Here is a 16,033-nt window from a genome sequence, read left to right as displayed (position 1 = left end):
GCCCCTGGGCTTGCTGGGTGCGCCAACGGCATATTGATCCACGTATTCCTTCTTTGTGCGCCGCGCTGCGCGTTGACACGATCGCTCTCTTTGCCTTGCAAGGTGGACGACTATGGGCGCAAGAACTTTCTAGCGGCAGCTTCCCTCCCGGGGCCATGACTCCGTTCAGCACCAGGTGGACGTGCTAGTCATCGACGGCGGCCCGGCTGGCGCCTAAGTTGCGGTGAGCACAGCTGAGCAGGGCGTGCACGTGCTGTTGGCCGACAAGAGCTTCTGCGGCACCTCGGGGCCACTGCGTCTTCGGGTACTGGTCTCTTGCATGTATCGCTCGACGGCAAGGCACACGAAGAGGCCTAGGACAGCCGCCTCGCGATGGGCGGCCACCTGGCCGAGCACGCCTGGATGAACCGGGGGCTCGAACTGACTTGGGCCAATGTCGAGCGGCTCAAGGGCTTGGGCTATCCATTTCCCTCCGGCGATCAGAGCGCGCTGCGCTGCAAGGTGCCGACTACATGCGGCTGATGCGCAAGCGCGTGAAGGAATCGGGTGCACACATCCTCGAGCACAGCACCGTCTACGGTGCCACCGGCGTGAACCGCCAGAGCAGCGACACCTGGGGGGGTGAGGGCCGGCGCGGTTGTTATCGCCACCGGCGGCTGCGCTTTCCTGAGGCGCGTGCTGGGCAGCAACGTGCTCACTGGTGATGGCCAGCTGATGGCCGCTCTCGGACATGGAGTTCTCGAACGCCTACGGGCTCGGCCCAACGTTCTCGTCGATCACGAAATCGCAGTTCTACAACTGGGCGACCTTCTGCGCGGCCGGCGGCGTGGCGGTCGAAGGGGCGGGCTCGTCCAAAGGGCGCGGCGTGATCGCGTAGACGCGCAATCACAACCGGCGTTCGCCTGCCTGGACCTTGCCGACGCACAGATCTGCGCATGGACGCGGACCGCGCAATCCAACTTCTTTTTTCTCATTCGACCGGCAGGGCATTGACCCGTTCACGCAGCACTTTCCGGTGACGCTGCGACTCGAAGACACAGTGCGCGGCACCGGCGGGCTGCACCTGGTGGACGACACCTACGCCACGTCGTTGCTGAACAGGATTTACGGCAGCATGGCTCGCAGCCGCCTCTCCGGCCCAATGTTTGGGCGTCCGCCCTTGACGTCGGCCTCGTACATCCGAGAGAACAACGCGTCCGTCTCGGCCGGCGCCTCATTGACCATCACCTGGATGCGGCGCAGCGGGTGATCGGCGGGAACGCAATGGTCCGGCCGTCGCATGGTGAATGAGTCTGGGCCGCGCATCGGGTTGGGCTGTTGTTGGGCTACAAGAACAACGCGCAGGCAATCTTCATGGTCAGGTATTTCTGCCGCCTGTTAAGAAGATTCACGCATGTCGAAACAACGATTCCGTTGTTCACTCCTGCGGCGCGCGACCACAGAATCTGCGGCTTCCGGCATTGCCTGCCCACGTCATGAACGAACAGAGGAGTCCCCGATGAGCGACAGCGCACCCCCTTCATCCATCGACACGAGCTTCGGCGATCTGCGCATTCGGCGCGTGGCGGGCCACATCGGCGGCGAGGTGCAGAACCTGAAGCTCTCCGCCGATCTTTCTGCGGGAGAGATCGCGCACGTCGAGGCCGCCCTCGTGAAGCACAAGGTGCTGTTCTTCCGCGGCCAGGGCCATCTGGACGACGCCGCGCACCAGGCCTTCGGCGCGCGCTTCGGCCGCACGGTGGCGCACCCCACGGTGCCCTCGCCCACGGGCACGAAGCTCTTCGAGCTCGACGCCTCCAAGGGCGGTGGGCGCGCCGATTCGTGGCACACCGACGTGACCTTCGTCGATGCGTTTCCGAAGATCTCGATCCTGCGCGGCGTGAAGATTCCGGCCTACGGCGGCGACACCGTGTGGGCCAACACAGCCGTCGCCTACGAGCGCTTGCCCACGCAGCTCAAGCAGCTGGCCGACCAGCTCTGGGCCGTGCACAGCAACGACTACGACTACGGCGCCGACCGCGTGCTGGTGGAAGAAGATCGCCTGCGCCACCACCGCAACGTGTTCGTCTCGGCCGTGTACGAGGCCGAGCATCCGGTGGTGCATGTGCATCCGGTGTCGGGCGAGCGTGCGCTGCTGCTCGGGCATTTCGTGAAGAAGCTGGAGGGGCTGTCGAGTGCCGAGTCGGCGCGCCTCTTCGAGCTGCTGCAGAACCGCGTGACACGCCTCGAAAACACCGTGCGCTGGAGCTGGCAACAGGACGACGTGGCGATCTGGGACAACCGCGCCACGCAGCACTTCGCGATCAACGACTACGGCAACCAGCCGCGCCTGGTGCGACGCGTGACGGTGCATGGCGAAGCCGCCGTGGCCATCGACGGCCGGCGCAGCAGAACGCGCAGCCGGCCCGAGGCCACGAACGACGCGCGCATCGACGAAGTCATTTCCGCCTCTGCCTGAAGCCCCCGCATTCCATGACATCCCCCTCCCCCTTCGGGCTGCATCGGCGTAGCCTGCTCAAGACATCGGCCGCGCTTGGCGCCGCATCGCTTCTTCTTCCCGGGCTCACTGCGGCACAAGGTGGTGCGAAGAAGTTCGCGGGCGTCACACTGAACGTGTCGACCTTCAGCGCCACTTATCCCAAGCTGCTGCAGCAGTGGCTGCCGGAGTTCGAGGCGCTCACGGGCGCCAAGGTGAACTTCGACGCGCCCTCCTTTCCGGTCTACAACCAGCGTGTCGACCTGGAGCTTTCGACACGGGGTTCGGCGTACGACGTGGTCAACGTTACCTTCATCTACTCGAGCCGCTGGATCAACTCGGGCTGGCTCACGCCGCTCGACGACTACATCCGGAACCCAAACCTCACGAGCGCCGACTGGGACCTGAACGACTTCCTGCCCGGCGCCCGCGCGCCCGAGACCGGCAAGGACGGCAAGCTCTACGGCATTCCCTGGACCGCCGAAGCGCTGCTCACGGCCTCGTCGCGCTTCGACCTGCTGGAGAAGGCGGGCTTCGCGTTCCCCGACACCACCGACGATCTTGTGAAAGTGCTGCGAGCAGTCCACAAGAAAGACCGGGTGGCCGGCTTCGTGGCCGACAACCACTACGGCTGGACCTTCGTGCCTTATTTGCACGCGTTTGGCGGCGACGTGTTCCGCAAGGCACCGGACGACCTGTTTCCGACGCTGGACACGCCCGAGGCCATTGCCGCCGGCGAGTACTACGCAAACCTGCTGCGCGAGTTTGGCCCCGACGGTGCCATTACCTACCAGCCCGACCAGGTCACACAGGCCCTGAAGCTCGGCCGCGTCAACTTCACCGACGCCGGACAACTGCACCTGGCCCAACTGGGCGATGCGGCAACCAGCAAGACATTGAAGACCGTCAGGTTCGGCCAGGTTCCGAAAGGCCCGGCGGGTCGCTTTCCGGGCACCGCCGTGCATGGGCTCGGCATTCCGGCCGGCTCGAAGAACAAGGAAGCGGCGTGGGCCTTCATCCAGTGGGCGCTGAGCAAGCAGACCACGCGCAAGGCGGTGGCCGCGGGCTACGGCTCGCCGGCGCGCCGCTCGGACATCGACTCGGCCGAGTTCCGCCAGAAGCAGGTCATCAACGGCAGCGACCTGGCCAAGCTCTCGCTCGACGCCATCGAATTGGCTTCGAAGACGGGCCACATGAAGTACCGCACGGTGTCGGTCTATCCGCAGATCGACCAGCAACTGAACAAGGCCATCGAACTGATCGCGAGCAACCAGCTGTCGGCCAAGCAGGCGTTTCAGCAGGCGCAAGCGAACTCGATTGCCGAACTCAAGCGCGCCGGCATCAAGCTGTGAAGCCCTGAGCCATGGCCTTCGCTCTTTCCGCGCCGGGCTGGCAGGCCGAGCGGCGCCGGGCCTTCCTGCTGGGCCTGTCGCCGTCGCTGACGGTGTTGCTCGTCATCACGCTGGTGCCGGCCGTGGCGCTGCTGGTGGCGAGCTTCACGCCGCTCAGCCTCACCGACCCGGCGGCCACCTTCCGCTTCGACGATCCGCTGGTCAACTACCGGCAGCTGCTGCACGACAACCGCTTCCTCGGTTCCATCGCGGTGCAGTTCAAGCTGTCGGCATCGAGCGTGGTACTGCAGTTGCTGGTGGGCCTCGGGCTCGCGCTGTTGCTCAACGGGAAGTCGCGCGTGCTCGACGGCGCGCGCACGCTGTTCCTCATTCCGATGGTGCTGCCGCCGATCGTCGTCGCGCTGATCTGGAAGATCATGTACACGCCCGATGTGAGCCCCATGCACCGCGTGCTCGAGCACCTGGGCCTGCCGGTGCGCTCGCTCATCGCCAACCCCGACACGGCGCTCTGGGCCATTTCGTTGGCCGACACCTGGCAATGGTTTCCGTTCACCATGCTGATGGTGCTGGCCTCGCTGCAGATGATTCCGGACGATCCGCTGGAGGCCGCACGGCTCGAAGGCGCCAACCGCTGGCAACTGTTTCGCTACATCGTGTTCCCCTACATCCGGCCGGTGCTGGTGGTGTGCGGCCTCTTCCGGCTCATCGACAGCTTCAAGGCCTTTCCGCTCATCTACGTGCTGACCAACGGCGGGCCGGGCAACGTGAGCGAGGTCACCAACTACTACGGCTTCATCCAGGCCTTCAACTTCTCGTACTGGGGCTACGCGAGCGCCATCGCCACGGTGATGCTGGTGGGCGTGTTCGTGCTGAGCTGGCTGGTCGGCAAACTCGGATGGAGCGACCATGAACAGCATTAGCCGTATGCTCGACGCCGCCGACCTGGCCGGCACGCACGAAGAAGGCGCCGGCATCGGCACTACAGGCCGTCGCCGCGCGCCGTGGTGGCACACCCACAGCCGCTCGCTCACGGTCGCCGTGCTGGTGCTGCTCGTGCTGTCGCCGTTCCTGTGGCTGGTGCAGCTCGCCTTCAAGCCTGTGGCCGACATCTTCGACGACGCCCTGCTCTTCGTGCCCACGCTGGACGGCTTCGCGAGCCTCTTGCAGGGCAACTTCCTCAAGTCGTTCGGCAACAGCCTGCTGGTGAGCACGCTGTCGACCGGTTTCTCGCTGGTGATCGGCGTGCCCGCGGCCTATGCGCTCACGCGCTGGAAATTCAAGGGTCGCGACCGCATCGCGCTGTGGATTCTGGTGACGCGCATGGCGCCGCCCATCGCCTTCACCATTCCGTTCTTCCTCGCCTACCAGTACCTCGGGCTGCAGGACACGGTGATCGGGCTAGCCATCGTGTACCTCACGTTCAACCTCGCGATCGTCATCTGGCTCATGCAGACCTTCTTCGAGGCGGTGCCCGCATCGCTCGAAGAGGCCGCATGGATCGACGGCTGCGGCGTCTGGCAGGCGTTCTGGCGCGTGGCCTTGCCGCTCACCGCGCCGGGCCTCGCCGCCACTGCGGTGATGTGCTTCATCTTCTCGTGGAACGATTTCTTCTACGCGCTGATCCTCACGCGCACCAACGCCATCACCGCGCCCGTGGCCATCGTCAACTTCCTGCAGTACGAAGGCTGGGAATGGACCAAGATCGCCGCAAGCGGCACGCTGGTGATGCTGCCGGTGATCGTCTTCACGGTGCTGGTGCGCAAGTACCTCGTGCGCGGGCTGACGGCCGGCGGCGTCAAGGACTGATGCAGGCCTTCGAAAACAGCAACCCACATAAGAAACTCATGGCCTCCATCATCATCCGCAAGCTCTTCAAGCAGTTCGGCAGCACGCCGGTGATCCGCGGCATCGACATCGACATTCGCGACGGCGAGTTCGTGGCGCTCGTCGGTCCGAGCGGCTGCGGCAAGTCGACGCTGCTGCGCGTGATTGCCGGGCTGGAAACCGCCGAGGGTGGCGACGTCCTGCTGGGCGACCGCCGCCTCAACGACACCGCGCCGTGCGACCGCGACGTGGCGATGGTGTTCCAGAACTACGCGCTCTACCCGCACATGACCGTGGCGCAGAACCTGGGCTTCGGCCTGAAGATCCAGGGCATCGCGAAAGACCAGATCGCCCGCCGCGTGCAGCAGGCGGCCGACACACTGGGCCTGGGCGAGCTCCTGCATCGGCACCCGCGCCAGCTCTCGGGCGGCCAGCGCCAGCGCGTGGCCATGGGCCGGGCCATCGTGCGCCAGCCGCAGGCTTTCCTGTTCGACGAGCCGCTGTCGAACCTCGACGCCAAGCTGCGCGTGCAGATGCGCACCGAGATCAAGGCGCTGCACCAGCGGCTGGGCACGACCACGGTGTACGTCACCCATGACCAGGTCGAAGCGATGACCATGGCCGACCGCATCGTGGTGCTGAAGGAAGGAAAAGTCGAACAGATCGGTGAGCCGCTCGCCCTGTACGACCGCCCGCGCAACGCCTTCGTGGCCGGCTTCATCGGTTCGCCCGCGATGAATTTCATTCCCGGCCGGTTGCAGCTCGACGGCGCACCGCATGTGTTGACGGACGACGGCCTGCGGCTGCCGCTGGCCAACGCATCGAGCGGCACACACGGCGACCGCGTGCTCTACGGCACGCGCCCGGAGAACTTCACCCTCAACGCCGGGCAGGGCCTGCCCGCCGACGTGGTGGTGGTCGAGCCGACCGGTTCGGAAACGCAGGTGGCGCTGCGCCTGGGCGGCCATCCGGTGATGGCCGCCTTCCGCGACCGCATCGACGCCCGCCCCGGCGAGCGGCTGCCGCTGTGGCCTGTGGCAGCGAAGGCGCATCTTTTCGACGCAGCAGGCGGGCAGCGGCTCAACTAACGCGCTGGCCAGGGCCTCGCCTGCTCATCGGCGTCTACGGCCGCCGCTGCATCGTTGAGACTCCGCCTCGACGGCCGCAGTCGCGCCCACGAATTCACAATGGCTGGCAGCAGCGGATCGATGGCCCACACGAACGGACCAGCACTGGATCTGACCACGCTGGCGAATCGTTCCCGAAGCCAAAAGCACGTGGTTTCATATCACTATCGGTGGGATCGTGCGAAGGCGGAACAAGGACATGACCTGTTTGAGAGCATGAATGCGCCATCTGTCATTTTTCGGCCACGCCCCCGCGCGCTTGCTTGCGCGACATATCTCGCCCGCCGCTCTACAACCCGTTTTCTCTCACAGTTTGAGCGGCGAGGAACCACGGCATCAAATTGCGAACGCCTCAAGAAACCAGCTCTGGGCGATGCCAATGCCGGACTTCGCGGGCCAATCGACGATAACCAAAGTCACGAAAATACCCCCTTGCCGTTTGTCGGTCGGCCCACCAGTAATCGAAATCCCGGGCCATCGCCGGTTGAGCTGGCGCAATTCCCGCATGCCCACAACGCGCTTACATCCTTCTCCTTGGCGATGACTACTTCTCAGGTGTACCAACTTGGCTCCGGGATCTGCCCTCTCAGCGCATAGGCTCCCACCTCGCGCCGCTTGTAGGCGATGGGGTCATGCAGCGAATGCGTGCGGATGTTGCGCCAGAAGATGTCCAGGCCCACCGCGTTCGAGGTGGCACGCGCGCCAGTGACCTCGAACACCTTGGTGCCGATCTCCAGCCCGATGTCGACCGCCGCCTGCTTGGCCGCCGCAATGCGCACCGCCACGCGCCCGCGGGCCTCGGGTGTCAGGGCATCGCGCTCGGCGTGCAGCAGCGCGGAGATTTCCGCGCCGGCTGAGTTGGCGAGTTCTTCCGCCGCCCACAGGCGCGATTGCAGCGTGCCGTAGGCCTCCAGGATGTACCACTCATCGCTCGCAGCCTCCTTGTTGTCCCCGCCGTAGGGCCAGGCGCGCGTCTTCTCGCGCGTGTAGCCCGCGGCCGTCTTCAGCGCGCCCTCGGCAATGCCCAGGTAGAAGTTCGCGAACACGAGCTGGATCGCAGGCAGGTTCAGCGTCTCGTAGGTGCGGCTCTGGTAGACCTTGTCGACATAGCCCGCGGCGCTCGCCCAGTCGATGCGCACGTCCTCGATGATCACGCCGCCCGATTCGGACAGGCGCTGGCCCAGGTGGTCCCAATCGTCGAGGTAACGGATGCCGTCCTGCTTCGACGGCACGATCGCGAAGATGTGTTTGTCGGTGCCTTGCAGCACGCCTTCGAGCACGGTGAGGTCCGAGACCTTCGAGCCGGTCGAGAACGACTTGCGGCCGTTGTAGGCCAGCTGTCCGTCGACCTCGGTGATCACCAGATCACCGTCGCGCGGATTCACCGCGCCGCCGAAGAACAGGTCGTTGGCCGTGTAGAGCGCCTCCACCGCGTCGATCTGTTCCGACGTACCCACCAGGTGCACCGCCCAGGCCCAGAGGTAGTGGTAGCCCAGCAGCTGGCCGATAGAGCCGTCGCCCGAGGCCACGATGCGGATCACCTTATAGGCCGTGTCCCAGGACTGCCCCGCCCCGCCATGCTGTACCGGGCCGAGCAGCGTGGTAAGGCCCGCGTCCTTGAGCAGCTGCACTTCGGCCGTGGGCACCGCCTGCTGGCGGTCGCGCGCGACCTGGTCGACCGCGAGGATGGCGGCCACCTCGGCGGCGCGGGCCAGCCACTGGGGTGCGTCGGCCGGACGCGGCTTGCCTTGCCAGGGCGAGGTCTTGAGCGCTTGCTCGAGCGTGAGGCTCATGGTGCGAGCTCCTGATGAAACGGATGGGACAAGGTGCCGGGCCTTCAGACCGCGGCGTGGGAAACAGCGCCGGCTACATCGCCTTCGCCGAAATAGAAAGACTGGATGTCGGCGCGCTGGCGCAACGCCTGCGCGTCACCGCTCAAGACCGCCACGCCGGCATCGAGCACGGTCGCGCGGTCCGCGTACTGCAGCGCCACGGTGGAGTTCTGCTCGGCCACGAGGATCGACAGGCCCTCCTCGCGGTTGAGTCGCCGCAGCTGCTCGAAGATGTCGCGCACCACGAGCGGCGCGAGGCCCATCGACGGCTCGTCGAGCACCAGTAGCCGGGGCCGCGACATCAGCGCGCGACCGATGGCCGTCATCTGCTGCTCGCCGCCGGAGCTTAGGCCCGCCAGGGTCTTTCGCCGGTCCTTGAGCTTCGGAAAGATCGCGTAGACCCGCGCAAGGTCTTCGGCGGCTTCCGCGCGTCGCGCGCTGCGCCCGAGCGCGCCGGTCAGCAGGTTCTCCTCCACTGTCAGCGTGCGAAAGCAGTGGCGGCCCTCCAGCACCTGCACCAGGCCCAACCGCACGAGGTCGGCCGGGCTCGTGCGACCGGTGTCGCGTCCGTCGAAGACGATGCGCCCCGCCGTGACCTCACCGCGCTCGGCCGGCAGCAGGTTCGACACCGCCTTGAGCGTCGTCGACTTGCCCGCCCCGTTGGCGCCGAGCAGCGCGTGGATCTCACCGACGCGCACCTCCAGGCTCACGCCGTGCAGCGCGACGATCGAGCGCTGGTACGCAGCCGCTACCGCCTCGATGCGCAACAAGGGGGCCGTCACCTCAGCTCCACGCGTGGAACGGTGGCTTCACGCCATTGAGGAAGTAGTTGCCCACGATGGCGTACTTCCAGCGCACCGGGTCGTGCAGCGTGTGCGTGCGCGCATTGCGCCAGTGGCGGTCCAGGTTGTACTGGCCCAACGTCGAGCGCGTGCCAGCCAGTTCGAAGAGCTTGTTGGTCGCCAGGATCGCGATTTCGGTGGAGAGCACCTTGGCCTCGGCCGTCGCGATCTGCGCTGCGGCCACGCTGTCGGCACCGGGTGCGGCCACCGCGCGGTCGATGGCGCGGCCCGCGCGCTCCAGCAGCGCTTCGCTCGCATGCAGGCGGATCTGCAGGTCGCCCACGGCCTGGATCGAATACGGGTCTTCCCATGCATGCTCACGCTGGCTGTCGATCCACGGACGCGTCTTGGTGCGGATGAAATCGACCGTCTCGGCAATAGTGCCGCGCGCAATGCCCACATCGACCGCCGCCTGGATGATCTGGAAGATCGCGCCATCAGCCGAAGGCGTGTCGTAGCCCTTGAACGCCGGGATCAAGTGCGACTTGGGCACCTTCACATGGTCGATGACCACCGTGCCGCTGAGCGTGGTGCGCTGGCCGAAGGCCGACCAGTCGTCGATCACCGTGAGGCCCGGTGCATTGCGATCGGCCACCACGTACCAGGTGTTGCCTGCTTCGTCGTTGGCCACGATGGGCACGTAGTGCGCGAGCAGCGCGCCGGTCGAATAGAACTTCTTGCCGGTCACCACCACGTGGTCGCCCGCGTCGGTGAAGCGCGTCTCGAAATCGGCCGCGCGCTTGGAGCCGGACTCCGAGAACGCATTGCCCCAGCGTACGCCGCGCAGGAAGTCGGCGAAGAACAACGTCTGCTGCGCCGCGTCGGACACCGTGCGCACCGCGGCGACGAAGCCCAGGTGGTTCTGCGTGATCTGCCCGAGCGAAGGGTCGGCCGCCGAGATGATCGCGATCACCTCGGCCAGCGTGGCGTACGACACGTCCGCACCGCCGAAGGCCTTGGGCACGTTGATGGCCCAGAGGCCGCTCTGTGAATAGGCGTCGATCTCCTCGACGGGCCAGCGACGCAGGCGGTCGCGCTCGGAGGCGCCGACGATAAGCCTCGCCGCCAGGGCATGCGCCACGGCGATGGCTTCGGCGTCGTCGCGGATCACATGCGCCGGCGTGTCGGACAGTGGCAGGCCGGGCACTGCGTCGTTGGCTGCGGCCGGTGCGGATGCGGAGGATTGGAGAACAGCGGACATCGGATGGCCTTTGGAATGGCGAGTGATTTCGAATGAGGACGTGCGTTGGGTTCAGTCGTCGATGCTCTTGCGCACCTTGACGTTCTTTTCCTTGGCATAGGCCAGCGAAGACTTCTCGATGATCGGCCGCAGCAGCTTCCAGTCGGGCGCGATCCAGTCGGACACCACGTTCCACTTGCTGCCGTCCCATTGCTGGAAGGCCACGCGGCCATCGCCTTCGTGGTTGTCCCAGGTCACGTTGATCGAATGGAACAGGCCCTTGGCACCGAGCGCTGCGGCGCGTGCCTCGTCGATCTTCAGGTTTTCCAGGCCCCAGCGGATTTCGTCGCCGGTGAGCGTGCGCTTGCCGAACTTCGCCTGCGCGATGCGGATGGCCTCCACGTTCAGGATGCCGTTGAGCACGCCGAGGTTGTGATAGACGCTGCCGATGCGCTTGGTGTCCTGCAGGTTGCCCTTGCCCGCACCGTAGACGACCTTGGTGATGTCCTGCAGCACCGGATACTGCGCGCCGGCCGCCACCGTGGTGATGGCCACGTAGCCCTTGGCCGCATCACCCGCGGGGATCACGTCTTCCTCGGAGTTGGACCAGACGTTGCCCACGATGTGGTCGACCGGAAAGCCCGTCTTCTGCGCCGTCTTGAGCGCCACCGGGTTCATCACGCCCCAACCGCGCAGCACCACGTAGTCGGGCTTCACGCGGCGGATGGTGAGCCACTGCGACTGCTGTTCGTTGCCCGGGTGCGGCACCTCGATCTGCTGCAGCGTGAAGCCGTACTTCTTGGCCAGCAACTCATAGATCGGGATGGTCTCCTTGCCGTAGGGCGAGCCGTGGTACAGCACCACGATCTTCTTGCCCTTGAGCTTGTCGGCGCCGCCCTCCTTGCCCGCGATGTAGTTCACGATGCCCGAGGTTTCGCTGTACGGGTTGAGCAGCAGCGGAAAGATGTACTTGAACACGCGCCCGTCGGTGGTGTCGGTGCGGCCGTGGTTGATGGTGAGCAGCGGCACCTTGTCGGCCGTCACGCGGTCGATGAGCGCATAGGCGATGCCGACCGACAGCGGGTTCCAGGTCGCGATGCCGGGGCGTTGCTTCAGGCGCTCGTACACCTCCACGCCGCGCTCCACTTCATATTGCGTCTCGCCCTCTTCCCAGGTCAGCTTGACGCCACCCACGCCGCCGTCGCGCGTGTTGACCAGGTTCAGGTAGTCGATGAAGCCGCCAAAGAAGCCCGTGCCGCCGGCCGCGTAGGGGCCGACGCGATAGCTCTGCAGCGGGAAGAACTGCTCGTTACCGTCGGCATGCGCGAACTGCAGGCCGACCACAGACAGGGTGGCGGCCAGGGCCGCGGTTTTCAGGTGCTTGAGGAAGGACATGGTGATGAAGGCTCTTAGGATGCGAAGGAAGAAGGAAATGGAATCAGAAGTGGTGTGCGCTCAGGCAGGCGCGAGCCGCTTGCGTGCGCGGTCCCACAGGGCGACCAGCCCCTGCGGCTCCGCGGCGAGAAAGAAAATGATCAGCGCGCCCAGCACGATGCGCTGGCTCATGTCGAGCACGCCCGAATCGAACCAGCCGCCGAACAGGAAGCTGCCCACGCGCGAGAGCAGCAGTGGAAACACCACGATCAGCGCCGCGCCGAAGAAGGCCCCGCGGATCGTCGCCAGCCCGCCGATGATCACGATGAAGAGAATCTGGAACGAGCGGTCGAGGTTGAAGCCCGCCGGCTCCACGGTGCGCAGGTACACGAAGCCCCACAGCACGCCCGCCACGCCGACGATGAACGACGACACCGCAAACGCCAGCAGCTTGGTGCGCAGCACCGGCACGCCGATGACGCGCGCCGCCAGCTCGTTGTCGCGCACGGCAATGAAGTGGTGGCCCGTCTGCGTTCGCACCAGGCGCCATGCCAGCAAGGTAAGCACCGTCACCACGACCAGCGCGAAAATGTAGCGCCCCACCGGCGTGTCGAACACGATGCCGGCCACTTCGAGCGCGGGCGCATCGATCACGCCAGAGGCGTTGTCGTTGCTGAACCAGCTGAACTTGGTCAGCGCCCATTGCACGAAGAACTGCGCGGCCAGTGTCGACACCGCGAGGTAGAAGCCGCGCAGCCGCAGGCTCGGAAGGCCGAACACCAGACCGACGGCCGTGGCGGCCAGCCCCGCGAGGCCGATGCTCACGAACAGCGGAAGCCCTTCCACGCGCAGGTTGAAGTTGTAGGCCGCAAAGGCGCCGACCGCCATGAAGGCCGCGGTACCCAGCGACAGCTGGCCCGCGTAGCCGGTCAGCAGGTTGAGCCCCACCGCCGCGAGCGACAGCGCGAGGAACGGAATCAGCAACGCGTCGAACACATAGCCGGACGCGACGAACGGCAAGACGCCGAAAGCGATGACCAGAACGACCAGCGGCAAGGTCCATGGAGGCACGGAAACGGTACGCATGGCTCAGGCACGCTCGACCAGCTTCTGCCCGAACAACCCGCTCGGACGGCTCAGCAGGAAGGCCAGCGCGGCCACGTACGCGAACCAGCTCTCGATGCCACCGCCCACGAAAGGCCCGATGTACACCTCGGCCAGCTTCTCGAGCGCGCCGATCACCAGTCCGCCGACGATCGCGCCCAGGATCGAATCGAAGCCGCCGAGCACCAGCACCGGTAGCGCCTTCAGCACCACCAGCGACAGCGAGAACTGCACGCCCAGCCGCGCGCCCCAGAGCAGGCCGGCCACCAGCGCGATGACACCGGCCGCGGCCCACACCGTGGCCCAGATGCGCGGCAGGCGCAGGCCCACTGCAATGGCCGCATAGGTGTCGTCCGCCACCGCGCGAAACGCCAGGCCCACGCGGGTGTAGCGGAAGAAAGCTGAGAGCAACGCGACCATCACGCCGGCCGTTGCGGCTGCGAACAGGTCGAAGGTCGAGACCATGATGCCGAGGAACTGCAGCGGCTCGTCCGCAATACCCAGTTCCAGCGCGTGCACCTGCGTGCCCCACACCAGCTGCGCCACGCCCTCGATCACGTATGAGAGGCCCAGCGTCGCCATGAACAGCGTGATCGGCGGCTGGTTCACCAGCGGCCGCAACACGGTGCGCTCAATGACCAGGCCCAGCAGCACCATGAGCGCGAAGGTCAGCAGCAAGGCGAGCGCAAAAGGCACGTTGCGCTCCACCAGGCTCACGAAGGTGAGCGCGGCGAACAGCAGCTGCGCACCCTGCGCGAAATTGAGTACGCCCGAGGTCTTGTAGATCAACACGAAGCCGATGGCCACGAGCGAATACATCACACCCGAGAGCAGGCCGCCGATGAGCACCTCGGCGAAGAAGCTGAGATCGGAGGCATCCATCAGCCCTGCTCCGCTTGGTCGTCGTCGTGGGCCACGCCCAGGTAGGCGTCGATCACCGCCGGATCGCTGCGCACTTCGGCCGGGGTGCCGTCGGCGATCTTGCGGCCGTAGTCGAGCACGGCCACGCGGTCCGACAGGCCCAGCACCACGCCGATGTCGTGCTCGATCAGGAGGATGGTGGTGCCGAACTCGTCGCGCGCGCCGCGCACGAAATGCGCCATCTCGCTTTTCTCAGTGACGGTCATGCCGGCCATCGGCTCGTCCAGCAGCAGCAGTTGCGGCGCAGCGACCAGTGCACGCGCCAGCTCGACGCGCTTTTGCAGTCCATAGGCCAGCGTGCCGGCCAGCCGCTCGCCCACGGCGCCCAGTCCGAGGAAGCCGACGATCGCGTCGGCCCGCGCGCGTGCATCTTCGCGTTCGCGGCGCGCGCGGCCGAGGCCGATAAGCTGTTCGATGAAGGTGGAGCGCGCCGCATCGACGCGGCCGAGCACGATGTTGTCGCGCACGCTCAAGCCCTTGAAGAGCGCAAGGTTCTGGAAGGTGCGCGCGATGCCCAGCCGGGCCAGCCGCGCCGTCGGCATATGGCCGAAGCTGCGCCCACCGATCCACACGCGCCCGCGGTCGGGCCGGTACAGCCCGCTGATGACATTGACCAGCGAGCTCTTGCCGGCACCATTGGGCCCGATGACGGCGCGGATCTCTCCCTTGGCGATCGCGAGGTCCACGCCCGACAGCGCGGTGACGCCGCCGAAGGACAGGTCGATGCCCTCCAGCCGCAGCACGGCCGAGGTCGCGGTATCTTCCCCAGCCGGCGCCGTGCGGCCCGCCGGCACGAAAGCCACCGGATCGACACCGAGCGAGACCGGCCCCGCCTCGAAGAAAAGATCAGGCATCACCAGGTTCACGCCACGGCTTCCAGCGCTGCCTTGCTCGGCTTTTCTCCGCGAGCGGCCAGCTCCGCTTCGAGCTTACGCACCAGCGGCAACACCTTCTCGCCGAAATACTCCACCTCTTCGATGAAGTGCAGGAAGCCGGTCAGGATCAGGTCGACCCCGATGGCCTTGAGCGCCACGATGCGCTCGGCAATCTGCTGCGGCGTTCCGATTAGGTTGGTGCGAAAGCCGTCGTTGTATTGCACGAGGTCTTCGAAGGTGGACTTGGCCCAGTTGCCCTCGCCCTCGGGCGAGGCCTTGCCTGCCTGCTTGACCGCGTCGCCGAAGGCATGCACCGCCTCGACGTGGGCGTGCTTGATGATATCGGCCAGCACGGCCTTGGCTTCTTCCTCGGTGTCGCGGGCGATGACGAAGGCGTTCACGCCGATGCGCACCGTGTGGCCGTTCTGTGCGGCCTTGGCCTGGATGTCGTCGATCTGCTCCTTCAGGCCTTCGGGCGTGTTGCCATTGGTGAAGTACCAGTCCGACACGCTGGCCGCGTTGTCGCGCGCGGCACGCGAGCTGCCGCCCTGGAAGATTTCGGGGTGCGGCTTTTGCACCGGCTTCGGGCTCAGCGTGTATTCGCTGAAGCGATAGAAGTCGCCCTTGAAGGTGAAGTTGTCCTGCGTCCAGATACCCTTGAGCGCGCGGATGAATTCGTTGGAACGGCGGTAGCGCTCGTCGTGCTCCAGCCATGGCTCGCCGATGGCCTGGAATTCGCCCTTGAACCAGCCGCTCACCACGTTGATGGCGATACGGCCGTTAGAGATGTGGTCGATGGTGGCGATCTGCTTGGCCACCACGGCCGGGCTCCACGGGCCGGGCAGGATCGCGGCCAGCACCTTGAGCTTGGTGGTCGCATGCAGCAGCGCCTGGCTGAACGACACCGACTCGTGCTGGTACTCCGCGCCGTAGCCCGCGGTGAAGCGGATCTGGCTCAGCGCATATTCGAAGCCGGCCGTCTCGGCCGCGAGCGCCAGGCGCTGGTTGTATTCAAGGCTCCAGTCGGTGCGCTGCTCGATGGTGCTGACCACGAGGCCGCCGCTGACGTTGGGCACCCAATAGGCGAACTTGACGGGGGCGGGGGTGGAAGGCGTTTGGCTCATGG

At 66.1% G+C, this 16,033-nt stretch carries 16 protein-coding genes and 1 pseudogene; 8 read left to right on the top strand and 9 right to left on the bottom strand.

Annotated features, from left to right (window positions below; genetic code table 11):
- Nucleotides 1-372 precede the first annotated feature (372 nt).
- The 3 genes from ACAM42_RS06270 to ACAM42_RS06260 are packed head-to-tail and all read left to right on the top strand — an operon-like array spanning nt 373 to nt 877.
- Nucleotides 373-522, top strand: coding sequence for a hypothetical protein (locus tag ACAM42_RS06270; protein WP_369631428.1), 150 nt, complete (start codon nt 373-375; stop codon nt 520-522).
- Nucleotides 513-704 carry a hypothetical protein gene (locus ACAM42_RS06265; protein ID WP_369631427.1) on the top strand — a complete coding sequence of 64 codons (192 nt, stop codon included), beginning with the start codon at nt 513-515 and terminating at the stop codon, nt 702-704. Before ACAM42_RS06270 ends, ACAM42_RS06265 begins: the two co-directional genes overlap by 10 nt.
- A gap of 26 nt (nt 705-730) precedes the next feature.
- On the top strand, nt 731-877 hold the full coding sequence (locus ACAM42_RS06260; protein WP_369631426.1) for a hypothetical protein: 147 nt from the start codon (nt 731-733) through the stop codon (nt 875-877).
- Between the two features lie 230 nt (nt 878-1,107).
- Here ACAM42_RS06260 and ACAM42_RS06255 read toward each other — a convergent pair.
- Nucleotides 1,108-1,305: pseudogene (locus ACAM42_RS06255) on the bottom strand (IS5/IS1182 family transposase); the annotation flags it as partial.
- Between the two features lie 193 nt (nt 1,306-1,498).
- On the opposite strand from ACAM42_RS06255, the gene ACAM42_RS06250 reads away from it, so the two are divergent.
- The 5 genes from ACAM42_RS06250 to ACAM42_RS06230 are packed head-to-tail and all read left to right on the top strand — an operon-like array spanning nt 1,499 to nt 6,740.
- Nucleotides 1,499-2,458, top strand: coding sequence for a TauD/TfdA dioxygenase family protein (locus tag ACAM42_RS06250; RefSeq protein WP_369631425.1), 960 nt, complete (start codon nt 1,499-1,501; stop codon nt 2,456-2,458).
- A gap of 14 nt (nt 2,459-2,472) precedes the next feature.
- Nucleotides 2,473-3,828, top strand: a complete 1,356-nt coding sequence (locus tag ACAM42_RS06245) for an ABC transporter substrate-binding protein (protein WP_369631424.1) — start codon at nt 2,473-2,475, stop codon at nt 3,826-3,828.
- Between the two features lie 11 nt (nt 3,829-3,839).
- Entirely contained in the window at nt 3,840-4,748 is a 909-nt protein-coding gene (locus ACAM42_RS06240) for a carbohydrate ABC transporter permease (protein WP_369631423.1), read from the top strand.
- A complete protein-coding gene (locus ACAM42_RS06235; protein WP_369631422.1) occupies nt 4,735-5,634 on the top strand; it encodes a carbohydrate ABC transporter permease in 900 nt (299 codons plus the stop codon). Before ACAM42_RS06240 ends, ACAM42_RS06235 begins: the two co-directional genes overlap by 14 nt.
- Before the next feature lie 38 nt (nt 5,635-5,672).
- Nucleotides 5,673-6,740, top strand: coding sequence for an ABC transporter ATP-binding protein (locus ACAM42_RS06230; protein WP_369631421.1), 1,068 nt, complete (start codon nt 5,673-5,675; stop codon nt 6,738-6,740).
- A gap of 590 nt (nt 6,741-7,330) precedes the next feature.
- On the opposite strand, the gene ACAM42_RS06225 is transcribed toward ACAM42_RS06230, so the two are convergent.
- Genes ACAM42_RS06225 through sfnG form a run of 8 tightly spaced genes read right to left on the bottom strand, consistent with a single transcriptional unit; the run spans nt 7,331 to nt 16,031 of the window.
- Nucleotides 7,331-8,572: an acyl-CoA dehydrogenase family protein gene (locus ACAM42_RS06225; protein WP_369631420.1), complete on the bottom strand. Its 1,242-nt coding sequence runs from the start codon at nt 8,570-8,572 to the stop codon at nt 7,331-7,333.
- 44 nt (nt 8,573-8,616) lie between these two features.
- Complete coding sequence (locus tag ACAM42_RS06220) at nt 8,617-9,393, bottom strand: ABC transporter ATP-binding protein (RefSeq protein WP_369631419.1); 777 nt, start codon at nt 9,391-9,393, stop codon at nt 8,617-8,619.
- Between the two features lies 1 nt (nt 9,394).
- Nucleotides 9,395-10,654 carry an SfnB family sulfur acquisition oxidoreductase gene (locus ACAM42_RS06215; RefSeq protein ID WP_369631418.1) on the bottom strand — a complete coding sequence of 420 codons (1,260 nt, stop codon included), beginning with the start codon at nt 10,652-10,654 and terminating at the stop codon, nt 9,395-9,397.
- A gap of 51 nt (nt 10,655-10,705) precedes the next feature.
- The gene (locus tag ACAM42_RS06210) at nt 10,706-12,028 is read right to left on the bottom strand and encodes an ABC transporter substrate-binding protein (protein WP_369631417.1); all 1,323 of its coding nucleotides are present in this window, start codon (nt 12,026-12,028) and stop codon (nt 10,706-10,708) included.
- 60 nt (nt 12,029-12,088) lie between these two features.
- The gene (locus ACAM42_RS06205) at nt 12,089-13,093 is read right to left on the bottom strand and encodes a branched-chain amino acid ABC transporter permease (RefSeq protein WP_369631416.1); all 1,005 of its coding nucleotides are present in this window, start codon (nt 13,091-13,093) and stop codon (nt 12,089-12,091) included.
- 3 nt (nt 13,094-13,096) lie between these two features.
- Nucleotides 13,097-13,993 (bottom strand): branched-chain amino acid ABC transporter permease, encoded by an 897-nt coding sequence (locus ACAM42_RS06200; RefSeq protein WP_369631415.1) that lies wholly within the window; start codon nt 13,991-13,993, stop codon nt 13,097-13,099.
- On the bottom strand, nt 13,993-14,886 hold the full coding sequence (locus ACAM42_RS06195) for an ABC transporter ATP-binding protein (RefSeq protein WP_369631414.1): 894 nt from the start codon (nt 14,884-14,886) through the stop codon (nt 13,993-13,995). The genes ACAM42_RS06200 and ACAM42_RS06195 overlap by 1 nt, the downstream gene beginning before the upstream one ends.
- Before the next feature lie 8 nt (nt 14,887-14,894).
- Complete coding sequence (gene sfnG / locus ACAM42_RS06190) at nt 14,895-16,031, bottom strand: dimethylsulfone monooxygenase SfnG (protein ID WP_369631413.1); 1,137 nt, start codon at nt 16,029-16,031, stop codon at nt 14,895-14,897.
- Nucleotides 16,032-16,033: the final 2 nt, after the last annotated feature.

This window comes from Variovorax sp. V35 (assembly GCF_041154465.1).
Classification (GTDB): Bacteria; Pseudomonadota; Gammaproteobacteria; order Burkholderiales; family Burkholderiaceae_C; genus Variovorax; species Variovorax boronicumulans.
The sequence above is the reverse complement of the archived record's forward strand: the minus strand, read 5'-3'. Positions and strand labels throughout refer to the sequence as shown.